At 48.4% G+C, this 15,062-nt stretch carries 11 protein-coding genes and 1 tRNA gene; 4 read left to right on the forward strand and 8 right to left on the reverse strand.

The window, feature by feature from the left end; translation table 11 throughout:
• Positions 1–721: 721 nt before the first annotated feature.
• From recG to ACR6Z4_RS09570, 5 genes are all read right to left on the reverse strand, one after another.
• Positions 722–3,244, reverse strand: a complete 2,523-nt coding sequence (gene recG / locus ACR6Z4_RS09550; RefSeq protein ID WP_479717025.1) for an ATP-dependent DNA helicase RecG — start codon at positions 3,242–3,244, stop codon at positions 722–724.
• An 11-nt stretch (positions 3,245–3,255) separates the two neighbouring features.
• The gene (locus tag ACR6Z4_RS09555) at positions 3,256–4,230 is read right to left on the reverse strand and encodes a hypothetical protein (protein WP_479717026.1); all 975 of its coding nucleotides are present in this window, start codon (positions 4,228–4,230) and stop codon (positions 3,256–3,258) included.
• Between the two features lie 188 nt (positions 4,231–4,418).
• Complete coding sequence (tsf, locus tag ACR6Z4_RS09560) at positions 4,419–5,078, reverse strand: translation elongation factor Ts (protein WP_479717027.1); 660 nt, start codon at positions 5,076–5,078, stop codon at positions 4,419–4,421.
• Positions 5,079–5,089: 11 nt separating this feature from the next.
• The gene (gene rpsB / locus ACR6Z4_RS09565) at positions 5,090–5,878 is read right to left on the reverse strand and encodes a 30S ribosomal protein S2 (RefSeq protein WP_479717028.1); all 789 of its coding nucleotides are present in this window, start codon (positions 5,876–5,878) and stop codon (positions 5,090–5,092) included.
• A gap of 224 nt (positions 5,879–6,102) precedes the next feature.
• Positions 6,103–6,576 carry a DUF2996 domain-containing protein gene (locus ACR6Z4_RS09570; protein WP_479717029.1) on the reverse strand — a complete coding sequence of 158 codons (474 nt, stop codon included), beginning with the start codon at positions 6,574–6,576 and terminating at the stop codon, positions 6,103–6,105.
• 318 nt (positions 6,577–6,894) lie between these two features.
• Here ACR6Z4_RS09570 and ACR6Z4_RS09575 point away from each other — a divergent pair, with 318 nt between their 5' ends.
• Together ACR6Z4_RS09575 and ACR6Z4_RS09580 are read left to right on the forward strand one after the other, a co-directional pair.
• The gene (locus tag ACR6Z4_RS09575) at positions 6,895–7,770 is read left to right on the forward strand and encodes a M48 family metallopeptidase (protein ID WP_479717030.1); all 876 of its coding nucleotides are present in this window, start codon (positions 6,895–6,897) and stop codon (positions 7,768–7,770) included.
• Positions 7,749–7,830, forward strand: a tRNA-Leu gene (locus ACR6Z4_RS09580). The genes ACR6Z4_RS09575 and ACR6Z4_RS09580 overlap by 22 nt, the downstream gene beginning before the upstream one ends.
• A gap of 141 nt (positions 7,831–7,971) precedes the next feature.
• On the opposite strand, the gene ACR6Z4_RS09585 is transcribed toward ACR6Z4_RS09580, so the two are convergent.
• Together ACR6Z4_RS09585 and ACR6Z4_RS09590 are read right to left on the reverse strand one after the other, a co-directional pair.
• Positions 7,972–9,225, reverse strand: a complete 1,254-nt coding sequence (locus tag ACR6Z4_RS09585; protein WP_479717031.1) for a vWA domain-containing protein — start codon at positions 9,223–9,225, stop codon at positions 7,972–7,974.
• The gene (locus ACR6Z4_RS09590; RefSeq protein ID WP_479717032.1) at positions 9,222–9,872 is read right to left on the reverse strand and encodes a MerR family transcriptional regulator; all 651 of its coding nucleotides are present in this window, start codon (positions 9,870–9,872) and stop codon (positions 9,222–9,224) included. The genes ACR6Z4_RS09585 and ACR6Z4_RS09590 overlap by 4 nt, the downstream gene beginning before the upstream one ends.
• Before the next feature lie 358 nt (positions 9,873–10,230).
• Between ACR6Z4_RS09590 and ACR6Z4_RS09595 the strand changes: the two genes are divergently transcribed.
• Positions 10,231–12,159, forward strand: coding sequence for a GTPase family protein (locus ACR6Z4_RS09595; RefSeq protein ID WP_479717033.1), 1,929 nt, complete (start codon positions 10,231–10,233; stop codon positions 12,157–12,159).
• Between the two features lie 179 nt (positions 12,160–12,338).
• On the opposite strand, the gene msrP is transcribed toward ACR6Z4_RS09595, so the two are convergent.
• Entirely contained in the window at positions 12,339–13,328 is a 990-nt protein-coding gene (msrP, locus tag ACR6Z4_RS09600; RefSeq protein ID WP_479717034.1) for a protein-methionine-sulfoxide reductase catalytic subunit MsrP, read from the reverse strand.
• Positions 13,329–13,510: 182 nt separating this feature from the next.
• Between msrP and ACR6Z4_RS09605 the strand changes: the two genes are divergently transcribed.
• Positions 13,511–14,848: a calcium-binding protein gene (locus ACR6Z4_RS09605; RefSeq protein ID WP_479717035.1), complete on the forward strand. Its 1,338-nt coding sequence runs from the start codon at positions 13,511–13,513 to the stop codon at positions 14,846–14,848.
• The last annotated feature ends 214 nt before the right edge of the window (positions 14,849–15,062 follow it).

Raw genomic sequence — 15,062 nt, forward strand, 5'->3', positions numbered from 1 at the left:
ACGTTATCCGTCTTTATAATTCCCCCGTTCGATTAAAAATTTATTGCGGCTGATCCTGATTTGAGCAGAGGTTCTAGTAGACGCAATTAAACGGTTTACAACGGGGTGCAGGGGTAAACCCCTGGCGTAGGGGCTGTGCCCCCCGCGTTGCAAAATTTAGTGTTTGCAACCCTAGATACGGGTGTATTTTTTTAAAGCGCTGATTCAGTCAGCATTTCAAAAAAATATCTTCATATTTGCACTGCAACCGGATGGTAATGGATGGGATGCAGGGCGTATTTTACAGGAACGAAGTATGAAAGGCTATGTAGAGATAAAGTTAGAGTGTGGAAACCCAGTCCCCATATTCTAATTCATCTGGCTAAATGCCAAATATTTTTCAAAGGCATTACTGAATTCAGCTCCATAGCGCTGTGCGGGTTCATTCAGGACGGTGTTGTGGGGCGCTCCGCGCCCCACAACACCGTTTCTGTCCTTAACGACCTTGCACACCACTGTAAAGTTTGGAGTGATATACTACGCAATCTAGTTAGGGCACCAGGGGGGTAGGGACGGTGCCCCACGCAGGGGTTTCACCCCTACACCCCGTCCTAATCCTCACGCGTACCGCTATACCGTTTTGATATGACGATGCGCCGGGTTGGAACAGGGAGTGAAGAGAGCATTGCCCTCTCCACTCCCTATTACAAGTTGCAGCTTGATATTGAATTGGTATCAGTGGTCAGGTCAAAATTGTCCCGCCCATCAGCTTCCGATAGCGATATTCCAGCTCGTCTTGCATCAATGCCCATCGCTCTAACGTGGGATCTTTTTCCATCACTTTCTCGGCGGCTTCGCGTGCCAGTTGCAATACGTCTTGATCTTCCAGCAAACTGGCAAGGGCAAAATCGGGCAACCCCGATTGACGGGTGCCCAACACTTCTCCGGGCCCGCGAAAGCGCATATCCATTTCGGAGATAAAAAATCCATCCTGCGACTGCTCCAGCACTTTCAACCGTTGTCGCGCGGCTTCGGCTTTAGAACTGTTCATCAACAAACAAAATGATTGGGCAGCCCCCCGTCCAACCCTGCCTCGAAGTTGGTGGAGCTGCGATAGCCCAAAGCGTTCGGCATGTTCGATTAACATCACACTGGCATTGGGCACATCGACGCCTACTTCTACGACTGTTGTAGACACCAGGATTTGAGTCTGGTTATCTCGAAACCCGGCGATCGCCTCTTCCTTTTCTGCCGATGTCATCCGACCGTGCAACAGCCCTACCTGAAAATCTGGAAAAACTGATTCTTGAAGGCGTTGATGTTCGTCGATCGCAGACTTTAGATCTAATTTTTCCGATTCTTCCACCAACGGTAAGACGATATAGACCTGATGCCCCTGAGCAATTTCACGACGCATCAGATCATACGCCTGGGATCGATCTTTGCTCGATAAGATGGTGGTTTGGATGGGTTTACGCCCCGGTGGCAGTTCATCAATCTGGCTGACATCCAGATCTCCATGCATGGTTAATGCCAGTGTCCGAGGAATGGGCGTTGCTGTCATCGTTAGCACATGGGGATGTTCGCCCTTTTGTTGCAGTCGTGCCCGTTGTTGTACGCCAAATCGGTGCTGTTCATCAATCACCACCAACCCCAGTTTTTGAAACTGAACCGGATCTTCAATCAGCGCATGGGTACCGACTAACAAAGGTAAAGCTCCCGTTTGTAGATCTGCCCAAATTTTTCTGCGCTTTGCCACCCGTGTTGATCCTGTTAATAATTCGACCGGCAAATGGAGCAGATTAAACCAACTGACCAATTTGCGGTAGTGTTGTTCTGCTAATACTTCGGTCGGAGCCATCAATGCTGCCTGAAAGCCCGACTGAATGGCTGCCAGGATCGCAACCACACCCACGACTGTTTTACCCGACCCGACATCACCCTGCACCAATCGATTCATCGGTGCCGTTTGTTGCAGATCGTTGAGAATATCGTTGACTACCCGTTGCTGGGCGTCGGTCAGCTTAAACGGCAAAACATTATAAAAGTTGTCGATCAACTGTCCGGTTGGAGCCAGTACCGCACTGGTTTGCTCTTGCCGTTGGGCTTGCCGACGTTTGAGCAACCCCAGTTGCAAATAGAAAAATTCATCAAATACCAGACGGTGACGAGCCGCTGCCAGTGCCTCTGAGTTGGGCGGGTAGTGGATGTGGGCGATCGCTTCTTGTAACCCAATCAATCCATATTTTTCGCACAATTTAGTGGGCAGTGGGTCATGGAGTTGACTGGCAGCAGGTAACGCCGCAATTACGGCTTTTCGTACCACATCAGCGGGCACACCCTCGGTGAGCGGATACACGGGCACCACTCGCCCCACCTTCATCGAGTCAATCGAGGCACCGGAGTGATCAATCACCTCAATCTGCGGATCTTCCAGCGTCACGCCATACTTACTTTCTTTCACCAATCCAGAGGCAGCCACGACGGCACCCGGAGGATATAGCCGTTTTTGTTGCTCTTGCCACCCCCGATTACGATAGCGGGTTCCGGCAAAAAATCGACTCAGCTTAATTTGTCCAGACGCATCGCGCACCACCAATTCAAAAATTGTGAGTTTGGTATTGCGAGGACTGTTGAAGCAGGTACAGCGTTTGACCGTGCCAACCAGGGTCACTGTTTCCCCTGCCTGCACATCTCGGATGTTGACCTGGCGCGCATAGTCAATATGGTCGCGAGGATAGTAATACAGCAAATCTCGCACGGTCAGCAAATTTAACTTTGCCAATCGTTCACTATTTTTAGCGCCTACGCCCGGTAGATAGGTCAGAGCTTGATCGAGTTCGACCCGACGATTGGCATCGACTAACGGCGCAGTTTTAGGAGATTTAGGTTTGAGGTTTGACGGTTGAGTTGACGGTTGGCTGATAGCATCCAGAGGTTGGCTATGGGTCTGCTCTTTGAACCCTGATCGTTGACTTCTATCCGCGAGTTCTTGATGGTCTAACAGCGATCGCCGAGTTTGATATAGCGTCCGGCGCGTCTCTGCCACCAGATGTTGCCGTTGAGCAAAGGTTAGCTCAGGATAGTGGGCAAACTGATTTGCCAGGTGACGCAACCGTTCCTGGTCGGCTTCTGATAACTCGGTTGGAATTTGACTCAGGCTCAGGCTCAAAAACTCGCTAAAGCGATATTGGTTGCCCATGAGGTCATTAAAGCCTTTCTCTGCCTCAACCGCTAATGCTTTTTGCAAACGCAACCAATCCATCCCACGCCCTCTTACTCACCTTCGTACCAACTCGATCGCCATAATGCTTCAGCCTGGGCGATCGCTTTTTCTCGCTGCCGTTTTTGATACTCTTGCTTGAGCTGACTGACGCGAGCAGAGAGGGCACGGATTTTTGACCGCAAACTGGTAAGGTTGGGGTCGTGAAATTCAAGCTCAGACAGGCGCAATCGGATCGCCATAATATGAGAAACAGACGATGATCCCTTCTCTTCCGTTTCTGTCTCCACCATCAGGTTTAAAACGTTGGGGTGTCCGGTGCTGGGTTCTGTCGACATTCCAGCTTTTGCAGCCACTTCCAAAATCGGTTCGGGTAAGTTTTTAGATAACATGCCCGATTGTTGCAACAGTCGGTTCGCTGCATGAGAGACGGACTGCAACGCATCGGCACTCAACTGTTCCAGTTGTTCTTGCCATTTCAATAATTCTTTTGGAGTTTTGAGTTGATTGGGATGAATCAGGGTAATCGGTCGATCCCCATCGACTTCAGCCGCAACTGCCGATTCTATAACCGCATCCATGTCTATTTCGGGATGGATTCCTAGTTCGGAATGAATTTCTATTTGAGGATGAATTTCTATGGGGGATTGAAGGCGATCGCCCTCTTCCATAGGGGGATTGACGACCCATGCCGCTTGATCTGTCCTGGTGGGGGGCGGATCAAATTCGGATCGGTTTATCTGATCTGACCCTTGCAGAGGTTCAATTAACTGCTTTTGAGACTGCCGAGCTAATTTTTGCAGCGCCTGCTGAAGCGATTGGCGTTGAGTCAGGGTTAACTCCAAAAACTGTTCCGGATAACCCTGAGTGCAAATATAATATCCTGCTAAAATCAGCTGCCGCCGCAACGTTTCTCCTAAAGCAGCCAGGTATTCGCTATAGGCCCTGTAGAGGTCTTCGCCGATTCCTCCAACCAGGTGTTCTAACGCTGCAATATCTTGCTCGATTTGTTGAACTGCTCTAGCCATAGCTATAGAAACATTGCCATCAAAAGGATCACTTCCAGCATAGCGAAAGGACTGAGTCCCAGAGGCATCAGCGCCATATGATTGAACGCTAGTGCTAGGTTCTCAGTCCTGATAAAAATAAATCTTCAACGGTTTGGACAAGGGTTTGGAGCCTACGCCCCTATAACCTCACAGAACAAAGCCGAGTGTTACTTGCCACCCGTTTGGGCTGCCACTTCTGATGCGAAATCAGTTTCTTCCTTTTCGATGCCTTCACCCATGACATAGCGGGTGAAGCGACGAACCTGGATGTTTTCGCCCAACTGTGCAATGTGCTGTTTGATCAACTCTTCGACGGTAATGCTCTGATCACGAATAAAGGGTTGGTCTACCAGAGACATTTCCTTTAGACGCTTTTCAATGCGACCGACTACGATCTTCTCACGGACGTTGGCAGGCTTGCTTGCCAGGTCGTCCTTGCCCATCTCGATTTCTTTTTCTTTGGCAACAACATCTTCAGGGATATCGCTGACTTGAACATATTCGACGTTAGGGCAAGCCGCAATTTGCATTGCCATATCTCGCACGAGCGCTTGGAATGCTTCATTTCGAGCAACGAAGTCGGTTTGGCAGTTGATTTCTACCAACACACCCACGCGACCGCCTGTATGGATATAGCTGCCGACTAACCCTTCAGCCGTGATCTTGCCCGCTTTTTTACCAGCCGAAGCAAGTCCTTTCTGACGGAGCCACTCGATCGATTTCTCCATGTCACCGGCGTTTTCTGCAAGCGCTTTCTTGCAGTCCATCATGCCTGCGCCAGTCTTATCGCGCAGTTCTTTAACCAGCTTTGCTGATATTTCTGCCATTACTCCCTCCCTTAGACTCCTGTTTCTTCTTCTTCCTCTTCTACGAAGTCGCTGTCTTCATAGTCAAACTCTTCTTCAGCAGCTTCGTAATCGTCATATTCCTCTTCAGCTTCAAGCTGCCCATGACGACCTTCGTAAATGGCATCAGCTAAGCGCCCAACAATGAGTTTAATAGACCGAATGGCATCATCATTGGCGGGGATTGGAATATCTACGACATCGGGATCGCAGTTGGTGTCTAACAACGCCACGATGGGAATGCCCAGCTTCTCGCATTCTTGAACAGCGTTGTATTCTCGACGCTGATCAACCATGACCACGATGTCGGGCACCTTGCGCATTGCCTGAATGCCGCCCAGATATTTCTGTAATTTCTCCAGCTCTCGACGCAACGTCGCAGCTTCTTTTTTGGGTAGAAGATCAAGCGCACCCGTTTCTTGACGACGCTCCAGTTCTTTCAACCGATCAACACGAGTTTTGATCGTTGCCCAGTTGGTCAACATGCCGCCCAACCACCGTTGGTTGACGTAGTAAGAACCACACCGTTCGGCTTCCTGTTTAATGATGCCAGCAGCTTGCCGCTTAGTCCCAATAAACAGAACTTTTTTGCCCTGTTCAGATGCATTACGCATATAAACGTAGGCTTCTTCCATCAATTGGGCAGTTTGCACCAGATCAATAATGTGAACGCCGTTACGAGAGGTGTAAATGTAAGGCGACATTTTTGGGTTCCAACGGCGGGTCTGATGACCAAAGTGAACCCCCGACTCAAGCAATTGAGCCAACGTAACAACTGGCATAGATTTTTCGAACTCCTTTCGGGTTTATCCTCCATCCGGCAGCATTTTTGAATGATGGTTAGCGGTTAGCGATCGCTATCGGCTAAATATAATGACACTCAAAAACACCCGAAAACCCGGATGTGCGAGATTTTGGACAACTCTTCCAGAGTAGCACAGTCGAGTTCGGTTGATGAGAATTAAGTATTGCCCAACACAAAATCAGTCTGGGACGGGTGATGAGCTTAGTTTCTTACCAGCCATTTTTGACCGTTGAGCCGTTGAACGGTATAGAGCAGCAAGAGATCGAGAGACACTTTGCGCTCATCGATCATGAACGATTCAAGGGTGCTGGGGCTTGAGCCGTTATCGGCATACGCAAAGAATTTTTGATCTTGGATGTCTTCTTTCAGAAAACCGATGATAAATTGACGGGCACCGCCATGAAATTTACCCTGCACTTGCCAGCACTCACCGATTTCATCTAATCCTTTGATGGGTAACTTGCTTTTCTGAAAGCTCAGGTCAGCATCTGTAACCCCTAACGTCCCCAGCATCTTTTTCAAGGCAGGGATAAAGTCTTGGGTGATGAACTCTGAGAACGGCTTATCTTCTAGCGCTGGAGGTTTTTCTTTTTTAGGTTTAGCTGCGGCAGCCGGGGGGCTGGCTTCTGAGGAGGGTTTTGCTGAAGCCGCTTTGGGTGAAGTTTCTTCTGACATTGCTCAATTAGCGCTCAGGTTAGCTTTTATGTTTATACTACAGGGTTTACCGGGTTTTGTGGCATTGCTCAATCCAGCTATGGAATTTAGTGTAAATGCCGTACGAAGTGCAGTACCTACACTAAGGAGTCTTGTAGAAATAATTTGAGCAGGCGAGGGGCTTAAGCCCCTGGTTGCAGCCATCCGACTATCCAACGGGATCAACGTATTCGTACAAGCTGCCTAAATTTCATAGATTCAGATCAGCAACGCCGATTTTGTCTATTTTCGATAAGCTGATTTCAATAGTCCTATTTCGGAAATGGATCACGTTGCTCCATGACTGTCCTTAAAACTTTTCTCTTGGGTCTAAGATCTGACCAATTTCGTCACCCTCTCGATTTGCAAGCAACCCAAGCGTTGAAACAACTTCCTGGGTTAGACGTGTTAGTGCGAAATCTATTGGGTCCCGTTGCAGAAGAATTTCTGTATTTAGATAATATTGCCTCTAGCATCCTGGTCGGTGAAAACCAACTGCCTGATCTGCACAAGCTGTTGTCAGAAGCCTGTCAGATTTTAGATATAGAGCAACCTCAGCTCTACATTCGGCAAAATTCTGTTCCCAATGCTTACACGTTTGCGATGCGAGGGAAGAAACCCTTTATTGTGGTTCATACCTCTTTAATCGACCTGCTGACACCTGAAGAATTTCAGGCGGTGCTGGCACATGAGCTAGGACATCTTAAATGCGATCACGGGGTCTATTTAACGCTGGCGAACATTATTATGTTGGCGGCTGGGCAACTGACCCCCTGGGGCGGTTTAATTGCTCAAAATCTTCAGGCGCGGATTTTGGAATGGGTGCGCTGTGCGGAGTTTACCTGCGATCGCGCGGCTTTACTCGTTGCCCAAGATCCGAGAGTCGTTGCCTCTGTGTTGATGAAACTGACTGGCGGATCACCCAAACTGGCTGAGCAACTCAACCTCGATGCTTTCTTGGCACAGGCTCGGTCTTACGATGCTGTAAGTATGACCGAGTTGGGGCAATTGCTGAAAGAAGCGCAAACCGCTCAGCTTACCCACCCAGTTCCGGTATTGCGGGCTAGAGAAATTGATCGATGGTCGGACAGTAAAGATTATCAATTACTGATACAAAAGCGAACTTTTGGGTATAATAGGGAAGCCGAACCCAAGGGCGGATGGCGAAATTGGTAGACGCACCACACTCAAAATGTGGCGACTTCGGTCATGTCGGTTCGAGTCCGACTCTGCCCATATAATAGAGAAGAATGCGGGTCTCGCTCTGCGAGACCCGCATTCTTCTGTCATGGCTCAATACCATGAATATTTACGAATTGATTCATCCCCTGCATCCCGTCTTGTAACGCCGGCATGAATCAACACCGCACAGCACTCTTATGGATTAGGACGGCTACGTTGGTAGTTAAACCGCTGAGAGATCGCTTTTTTGCGAGTTCCCATCGTATCTCCCGATTGCAGATCGGTATCTAAATCATCCAACATAGCCAGTTCTCGCGCCATCTGTGGCGATGCCGGGGCAGACTGGGTGATTTCCCGTGCGTCCTGAAGACTGGCTTTGGCTCCTGCCAGATCACCCCGATCGATACGTCTGACCGCTTCTAGTCGGGCACGGGCTGCCATCAAAATAGCAATCTGTTGTTGAACTTCAGGATGGAAGGGGAAATCATCTAACTGAGCAGCAGAAACGACGGGCAGACGTAATGTTGCCCGCAGGATTTGGCGTGCTTCTACATCAGGATCATCCCATGCCAAACGGAACTGGCACAGATCAACAGGCTGAGTCAAAACCGGAATTCTCAGGCGCACAACGATTGAAATCGGGTTGCCCATGATCAAGTTGGGCAATTTCCAGCGGCTGGTTGTTGTCTGGTCAAAATCGTTTAAACAATCCATGACGGTGACACCCACCTGGGGTTGCACGCCTAAACTGACTTTGTTGCCAAAGGTCGCCATTAAACCCTGTAGTTCTGCCCGAAAAATATTGGGAAGCTGGGTCGGAGAAGCAATGTGATAAAAATTGCCATCGCCGCTGCGTGCCATACTTTCCAGTAAGTCTTCGCTATAGTCGTTGCCAACCCCCATGGTGCTGGTACTGACACCTCGCGTCGCCAGCCCATGGACATCAGTGGCGATCGCATCGGGATTCGTTTCCCCTACATTGGCTAAGCCATCGGAGAGCAACACAATACGATTGATTTGGTCGGCTTTGAGGTGCTGGCTGACTTGAATCCCCCCCTCGACCCAACCCCCATGGAGAGCCGTTGAACCTCTGGCAAAGATTTGTCGAATTTTACTAAGAATTTCAAATTTATTGGTTGCCTGTGTCGTCGGCACAATTGTTTCAATGCAGTCATCAAAGATCGTCACACTCACGCGATCGGTCGGTAATAACTGCTCAACCGCATACGCTGCCGCCTGGCAGGCATAGTCCATTTTAGAACCAGACATTGAGCCAGAGCGATCGATCACCAACCCTAAATTTAGCGGCGGACGTTCTAATTTAATAGGTGAATCGGGCGGCAAAATTTTCACCAATACATCGAGGGTTGTAGGTTCATTTTTGGCGATCGCAGCACGTAAAGGAATCAGTTCAATAGTAGGTAAATTTTGAGCTTGGAATGAATTCATAGAGAACGTCTCCGCTGAGTTGCAAGAGTGAACAAACGATGCGCTATTATTTGCAGTAAATTTTTTTGCTCTTGGTCGCTATTAGGATAGTTAAAGTTTTCATGGACGTGAATTTCAAGACCTGGTAAGATTTCTAGCCGAAGCCAAGCCGAAGCTGTACCCGTTGCGGTGGGAATAGATTTAACAGCAGGTGAACCGGGATTTCGAGACATTGCAGCAGGTGCCGCAGGTGCAGGTGACGATGCACGTTGTTGAATGTGTTCTAAAAATGCCAATGCCGGGTTTGCTGCCTGAACGGTGAGTTCTACACCTCCATGAAGTAGAGATTCCATTGCAGCATTGTCTTTAGACAACACTAACCGAGTAATGGCAGTAGACGTATATCCCTCCATCAATAACCGTTTAACTAACAACAGTTGCAACAAGTGGCGATAGCCATAGCGCACCTCTCGTCCATGTTTCAGCGGTTTATCGATTAGCCCCTGGGTGCTGTAATAGCGAACCAGGCGAGGATTGATGTCTTCTTGCAGTCTGGCATTTGGCTCTTGATTGGGCAAAAACTGGGGCAAGCAATCATTTGCCACCTGGACGAATGCTTCTAATGTCCACTGCGGATTCTCCCGTGCTAATTGCTGAAGAGTTTTCATACCCCAATTCTATTCATGACAGTTTAGACTGTCAATATCAAATTTTGTTGCAATTGATTTCTGATCACACAGCAGCGTATAGCGATCCCATAGCAGCCCCAGGACTGGTCAGACCAGGGGCGCGGGGGCGGTGCCCCGGACAGGGGTTCCACCTCTGTACCCCATCCTAATTCATCATTCATCGAAAAATTCCATGCTTTTTGGGAGCGCGACGGCACCGCCGTCGCGCTCCCAAAAAGCATAGCCGGTTAATTAATCGGTGATTCTGCAACATGAAGCTAAACAAATACCTGTGAGATATGTCACCGGGGAAACTAGAGCGTTAGACTTCTGGAGAACGACTGGAAGGAAATGCGCTATGGTGCGATTAAAGCTATGGCAATGGCTGGTATTAGCCCTACCGATCGCTATAATAGTCGGCTTTTTATTGGTGGCAGCCGGTTGGCAGATTCAGGAATGGCGGATCAGTTGGCTGTGGGCAGTGTTTACGCTCGTGTTTGTGGGATGGCGATGGTTGTTAGTGCACTGGACACGTCCGTTGCTGCAACAGGTTGAAGACGTGGTCGCCGAGGTCAGTCAAGACCTAGCCACGACTGATGTGGCTCCCCTCTCTTCAGACCAGAGCACGGTTGAGCAGGCTGAATCTGTTTTACAAGGCATTCTCAAACAGTCCCAATCCGATCGCCCGTTATGGGAAGACTGGCAAACGTTTTGGGTGCGCTGTCAAGAATTAGTGGTAGCGATCGCCCATATCTACCATCCAGAAGTCAAATACCCTTTGTTAAATATCTATGTGCCCCAGGCGTATGGGTTGATTCGAGGCACGGTAGATGATGTGGATCAGTGGATGAATAAATTGTCGCCTGTGTTGAATCAGGTGACTGTAGGGCAAGCTGTGCAAGCCTATGAAGTCTACCGCAAGCTAGAACCTTCTGCCCGCAAACTGGGTCAAGTCTGGAACTGGGCACAATGGTTGTTAAACCCGGTCGCAGCATTAGCCCGACAAGCCAGCCAACCTTATAGTAATCGTGCATCTCAACAATTGTTGGGGAATTTGAGTCAGTTATTGCGAGAAGTCGCCTTACGTAATTTATGTCGTAATGCGATCGCACTTTATAGCAACAATTTATCCAGTTTAGATACCAAACCGACTACAGCCACTCTACCCAAAGTCAAGACGCAAACGTTACGAGAGATTCTGTCACAGGCTGAACCCATTGCAGAGGTGGAACAACAGCGGGTTAATATTTTGCTGGTGGGGCGAACCGGGTCGGGTAAAAGTAGTTTGATCAATACCTTATTTCAAGCAGATCGAGCAACCGTTGATGTCCTGCCTAGTACCGATCAAATCCAATCCTATCAATGGCAAAGCCAGACCCAGGAGATATTGAATCTCTGGGATACCCCTGGTTATGAACAGGTGAATCGGGCAGACTTTCGAGAGCAGGTGTTGGAGTATGCGACGACAGCTGATTTGCTATTGGTAGTAACACCAGCACTTGATCCGGCGTTGCAAATGGATGCGGATTTTTTGCGCGATATTAAGACAGATATTGCCGATTTACCCGCGATCGCCATTGTTACCCAGGTCGATCGGTTGCGTCCAATTCGGGAATGGCAACCGCCCTATGATTGGCAATGGGGCACACGTCCTAAAGAAGTCGCTATTCGAGACGCAACAGCATATCGGGCGGAGGTGTTGGGTGAATTTTGCGATCGCGTTTTACCGCTGGTGACGAGCGATCGCACGATCAATCGAGTTGCCTGGGGGGTTGATTTATTGTCGATGGCATTGATAGAGGCGATCGCACCTGCCAAACAATTGCGCCTTGCCCGCTTTCTGAAAGATTTGGATGCTCGCACAATCGCTGCTGCCCAAATTATTGATCACTATACGTTTCAGATGACTACCAGTCAGGGATTGACGGCTCTCCTCAAGAGTCCTGTGCTCCAGTTTATTTCTACCCTGACGACGGGAACCCCGGCTCTGGCATATCTTTTGGCAGAACAAATCCCTGTCGAACAATTGCCTATTGTTATTGGTAAATTGCAAATGGCATACGACTTATTTACCTTGCTAACGCCTTCTAGAGAGATGCCCGATCGCCCAACAAAGGCTCCTAATTTTGAGTTGTTGTCGCTCTGGCCATTGTTGTTAAACAATTCGGCAGCACCCGATCGCAATGCCTGGGCATTTGGTCATGCGGTGGTCGAGTATTGGACGCAAAATTTAACCCCTGAGCAACTTCAGCAACGCTTTGCAGACTACCTCAAACAAGGAACTTAGGAGCGTGAATTTACTAAACCCGAAGGTTTATTTTTGGAAGCGCGGCGGAGCCGCGCTTCCAAAAATAAACTTCCAGGTTTTAATTAATTTGTGATCCTTAACGGTTTATAAAAATACGATCGATCGTATCTTTATGAGTCTCATTTAACGATGTTGATATGGATTTACAAAAGCGATCGCTATACGTGAGCAGGACGATCATAAAGATGGGCAACATATTCGCCGTAGCCGTTATAGAGTAACGTAGGTTGTACATCCCAGGTTAATCGTGTACCTGAGCCAATCAAACGTTCGGTTGCTTGCGACCAACGAGGATGAGGAACATCCGGTTCAACGTTAGATTCAAACTTGTACTCATCTGGAAATAACGAATTCCAAAACGTTGCCGGTTGCTCTTCAATAAACTCAATTTTAACGAGCGATTTTGCGCCCTTAAAGCCGTACTTCCAGGGAGTTACCATGCGAATGGGTGCGCCATGTTGTTTCGGTAGCGTATTGCCATATACACCGACCGCAAAGAATGCAACCTCTGCTGCCATTTCTTCGATCCGCAACCCTTCTGTATACGGAAACGGCAAGGAACCCACTCCCCAGGATGACGGTCCCGGTGTGATCTGTGGATCATAAAACGAAGTGAACCGAACAAAGCGAGCGTTTGGTTTTGGATCGACTGCCTGAAGTAATGCTTTCATCGGAAACCCTAGCCAGGGCACTACCATTGCCCATGCTTCTACGCATCGAAACCGATAGATCCGCTCTTCTAAGGGAAAAGTTGTTAGCAACTCATCCAGGTCATAGGTGCGAGGATGGTTGACCAAACCGCTGACTTCCAATTGCCACGGATCGGTGGGTAATGACTGGGCATTTTCCCAAATTGATTTAGTGTCTCCAAACTCGTAGAAATTATTATAAGTAGCAGCAACCATGCGATTGGTCAGAGGTCGTCCGGCATCTGCAAAGGCAGGATTAAGGCTAGAAGTCAGTGGCTCCACCCCCATTAAAGGATCTACCGCTATACTTTTCTGACAGCTGACTAACGGGGCGATCGCGGCACCTAACCCAGCCCATGCCATGTTTTTGAGAAATCGCCTCCGATTGAAAAAGATAGCTTCTGATGTAACGAGTGATTCAGAAAGCTGCCAGGATTTGGGAATTCGGATCAATACCATATGCGATCTACAAGTCTAAATATCACTATCCTTATAACGTCCTAAGCTGAGAGTCCTCTGAGAAAAGGCTGTGCATATTGAGACTAGACCGATCCAAAACGAGTTGCAAAGAAACGTGAATTGGGCAGACATCTTATCAAGTTCTTGACATTTGTTTTCTATTCTCCTGACAGCAAAGGCAAATGAGCATTGACCCATCGCTTCCAGGATCAGGGAAATCCATCTGCCCTGCTGGCATCGCTATAGAGGACAGCGATCGCTTCATTGCTATTGCCTTTTATTCGTTGAATTATGGAGATTTCATCATGGCAGTCATTCCAAATTTCAATACGGCAACATTTACACCCGGAACCCCAATTAACAACCCCTATTTACCCTTGATCCCCGGCACTATCTTTCTCTATCAAGGAGAAAGTCAAAATGCCACCCCCGATGAAGGCGATCGCGAAATCAATCAAGTTGCGGTCACCTTCCAAACTCAGACCATTAGCGGTGTTGAGGCAACGGTGGTACGAGATACATCCTGGGTAAATGGGTTGTTGGAAGAAGATACAGCAGATTGGTATGCCCAGGATACAAATGGGAATGTTTGGTATCTGGGTGAAGCCTCTACAAGCTATCACTACGACGATGATGGTCACTTTCTTGGCACAAGCAATGATGGTTCCTGGAAAACCGGCGTCAATGGTGCAGTACCGGGCTATGCGATGGAAGCCGATCCGCAAGTAGGCGATCGCTACTATCAAGAATTTTCACCCAATGATGAAGCAGTAGATGAAGCAGAAATTATCAGCCGCACTCAAGCGATTTCGACGGGTCTAGGAAATTTTGGCAACGTCTTACAAACGCTGGAATCAACAGCGGTAGAACCCAGTGCCCTTGAATACAAGTACTATGCCCAGAACATTGGCTTGGTCTTAATTGAGGAAGGATTGGACAACAATCTACAACCAGATTTTGTATCTGAATTAGTCTCTATTCGCTCCGTTACTGCCGATGCTTTTAACAATGGGCATGGCACCGGCAGCAACGATACATTGGATGGAGACACGGGGCGCAATACCTTACGAGCCGGACGCGGCGATGACTTCGCGCAAGGGTTTGCAGGGAGCGATCGCCTTTTAGGTCAAGATGGTAATGACTTCTTAAGCGGAGGTGGCAAATCAGACTTGCTAGATGGTGGTGATGGCGATGACATTTTAGTAGGGGGTCAGGGCGTCGATACTGTGAAAGGAGGCAAAGGTCACGATCAGTTTGTCTTCAGAACCCTGCAAGACAGAGGTGATCAGATCAAAGACTTTAGTCGTCGAGATGTCATTGTTTTGGCTGAAATCTTTGATTCACCAGACTACAGCAGCACCACACCTTTTGAAGATTATGTGCAGATCAAGCAAGTTGGCTCTAGCACAGTAATTCGCATAGATGCCGATGGCGACGCCGGTTCCAGCCCCTTTAAGCTATTGGCACGCTTGCCACATACCCACGCTAACGTCTTAACAGACGCAAACTTTGTTTTCTAAGAGTACATCCAGAAGCGCGGCAACGCCGCGCTTCCAACCATAAACATTCCAGGTTTTATTCAATCTGTGATTCTCAGTAACTTCATTAATTTCCTTCCAGCTACTCGAAAATCAGTAGATCTGTGGAAAAATATATCTAACAACTTCCTTGCCAACGTCTATTTCTTCGCAAATTCCTCCTAATATATCTGGAATTGCTTAATCCAGCCATGAA

The organism is Calyptranema fuscum S582, assembly GCF_055793305.1.

What these genes read in the sequence shown, in the direction of transcription:
- msrP (WP_479717034.1), bottom strand. Translation starts at nt 13,328, where the DNA reads ATGGTATTGATCCGAATTCCCAAATCCTGGCAGCTTTCTGAATCACTC.
- ACR6Z4_RS09590 (WP_479717032.1), bottom strand. Translation starts at nt 9,872, where the DNA reads ATGAAAACTCTTCAGCAATTAGCACGGGAGAATCCGCAGTGGACATTA.
- ACR6Z4_RS09575 (WP_479717030.1), top strand. Translation starts at nt 6,895, where the DNA reads ATGACTGTCCTTAAAACTTTTCTCTTGGGTCTAAGATCTGACCAATTT.
- ACR6Z4_RS09605 (WP_479717035.1), top strand. Translation starts at nt 13,511, where the DNA reads ATGAGCATTGACCCATCGCTTCCAGGATCAGGGAAATCCATCTGCCCT.
- tsf (WP_479717027.1), bottom strand. Translation starts at nt 5,078, where the DNA reads ATGGCAGAAATATCAGCAAAGCTGGTTAAAGAACTGCGCGATAAGACT.
- ACR6Z4_RS09595 (WP_479717033.1), top strand. Translation starts at nt 10,231, where the DNA reads ATGGTGCGATTAAAGCTATGGCAATGGCTGGTATTAGCCCTACCGATC.
- ACR6Z4_RS09570 (WP_479717029.1), bottom strand. Translation starts at nt 6,576, where the DNA reads ATGTCAGAAGAAACTTCACCCAAAGCGGCTTCAGCAAAACCCTCCTCA.
- ACR6Z4_RS09585 (WP_479717031.1), bottom strand. Translation starts at nt 9,225, where the DNA reads ATGAATTCATTCCAAGCTCAAAATTTACCTACTATTGAACTGATTCCT.
- ACR6Z4_RS09555 (WP_479717026.1), bottom strand. Translation starts at nt 4,230, where the DNA reads ATGGCTAGAGCAGTTCAACAAATCGAGCAAGATATTGCAGCGTTAGAA.
- recG (WP_479717025.1), bottom strand. Translation starts at nt 3,244, where the DNA reads ATGGATTGGTTGCGTTTGCAAAAAGCATTAGCGGTTGAGGCAGAGAAA.
- rpsB (WP_479717028.1), bottom strand. Translation starts at nt 5,878, where the DNA reads ATGCCAGTTGTTACGTTGGCTCAATTGCTTGAGTCGGGGGTTCACTTT.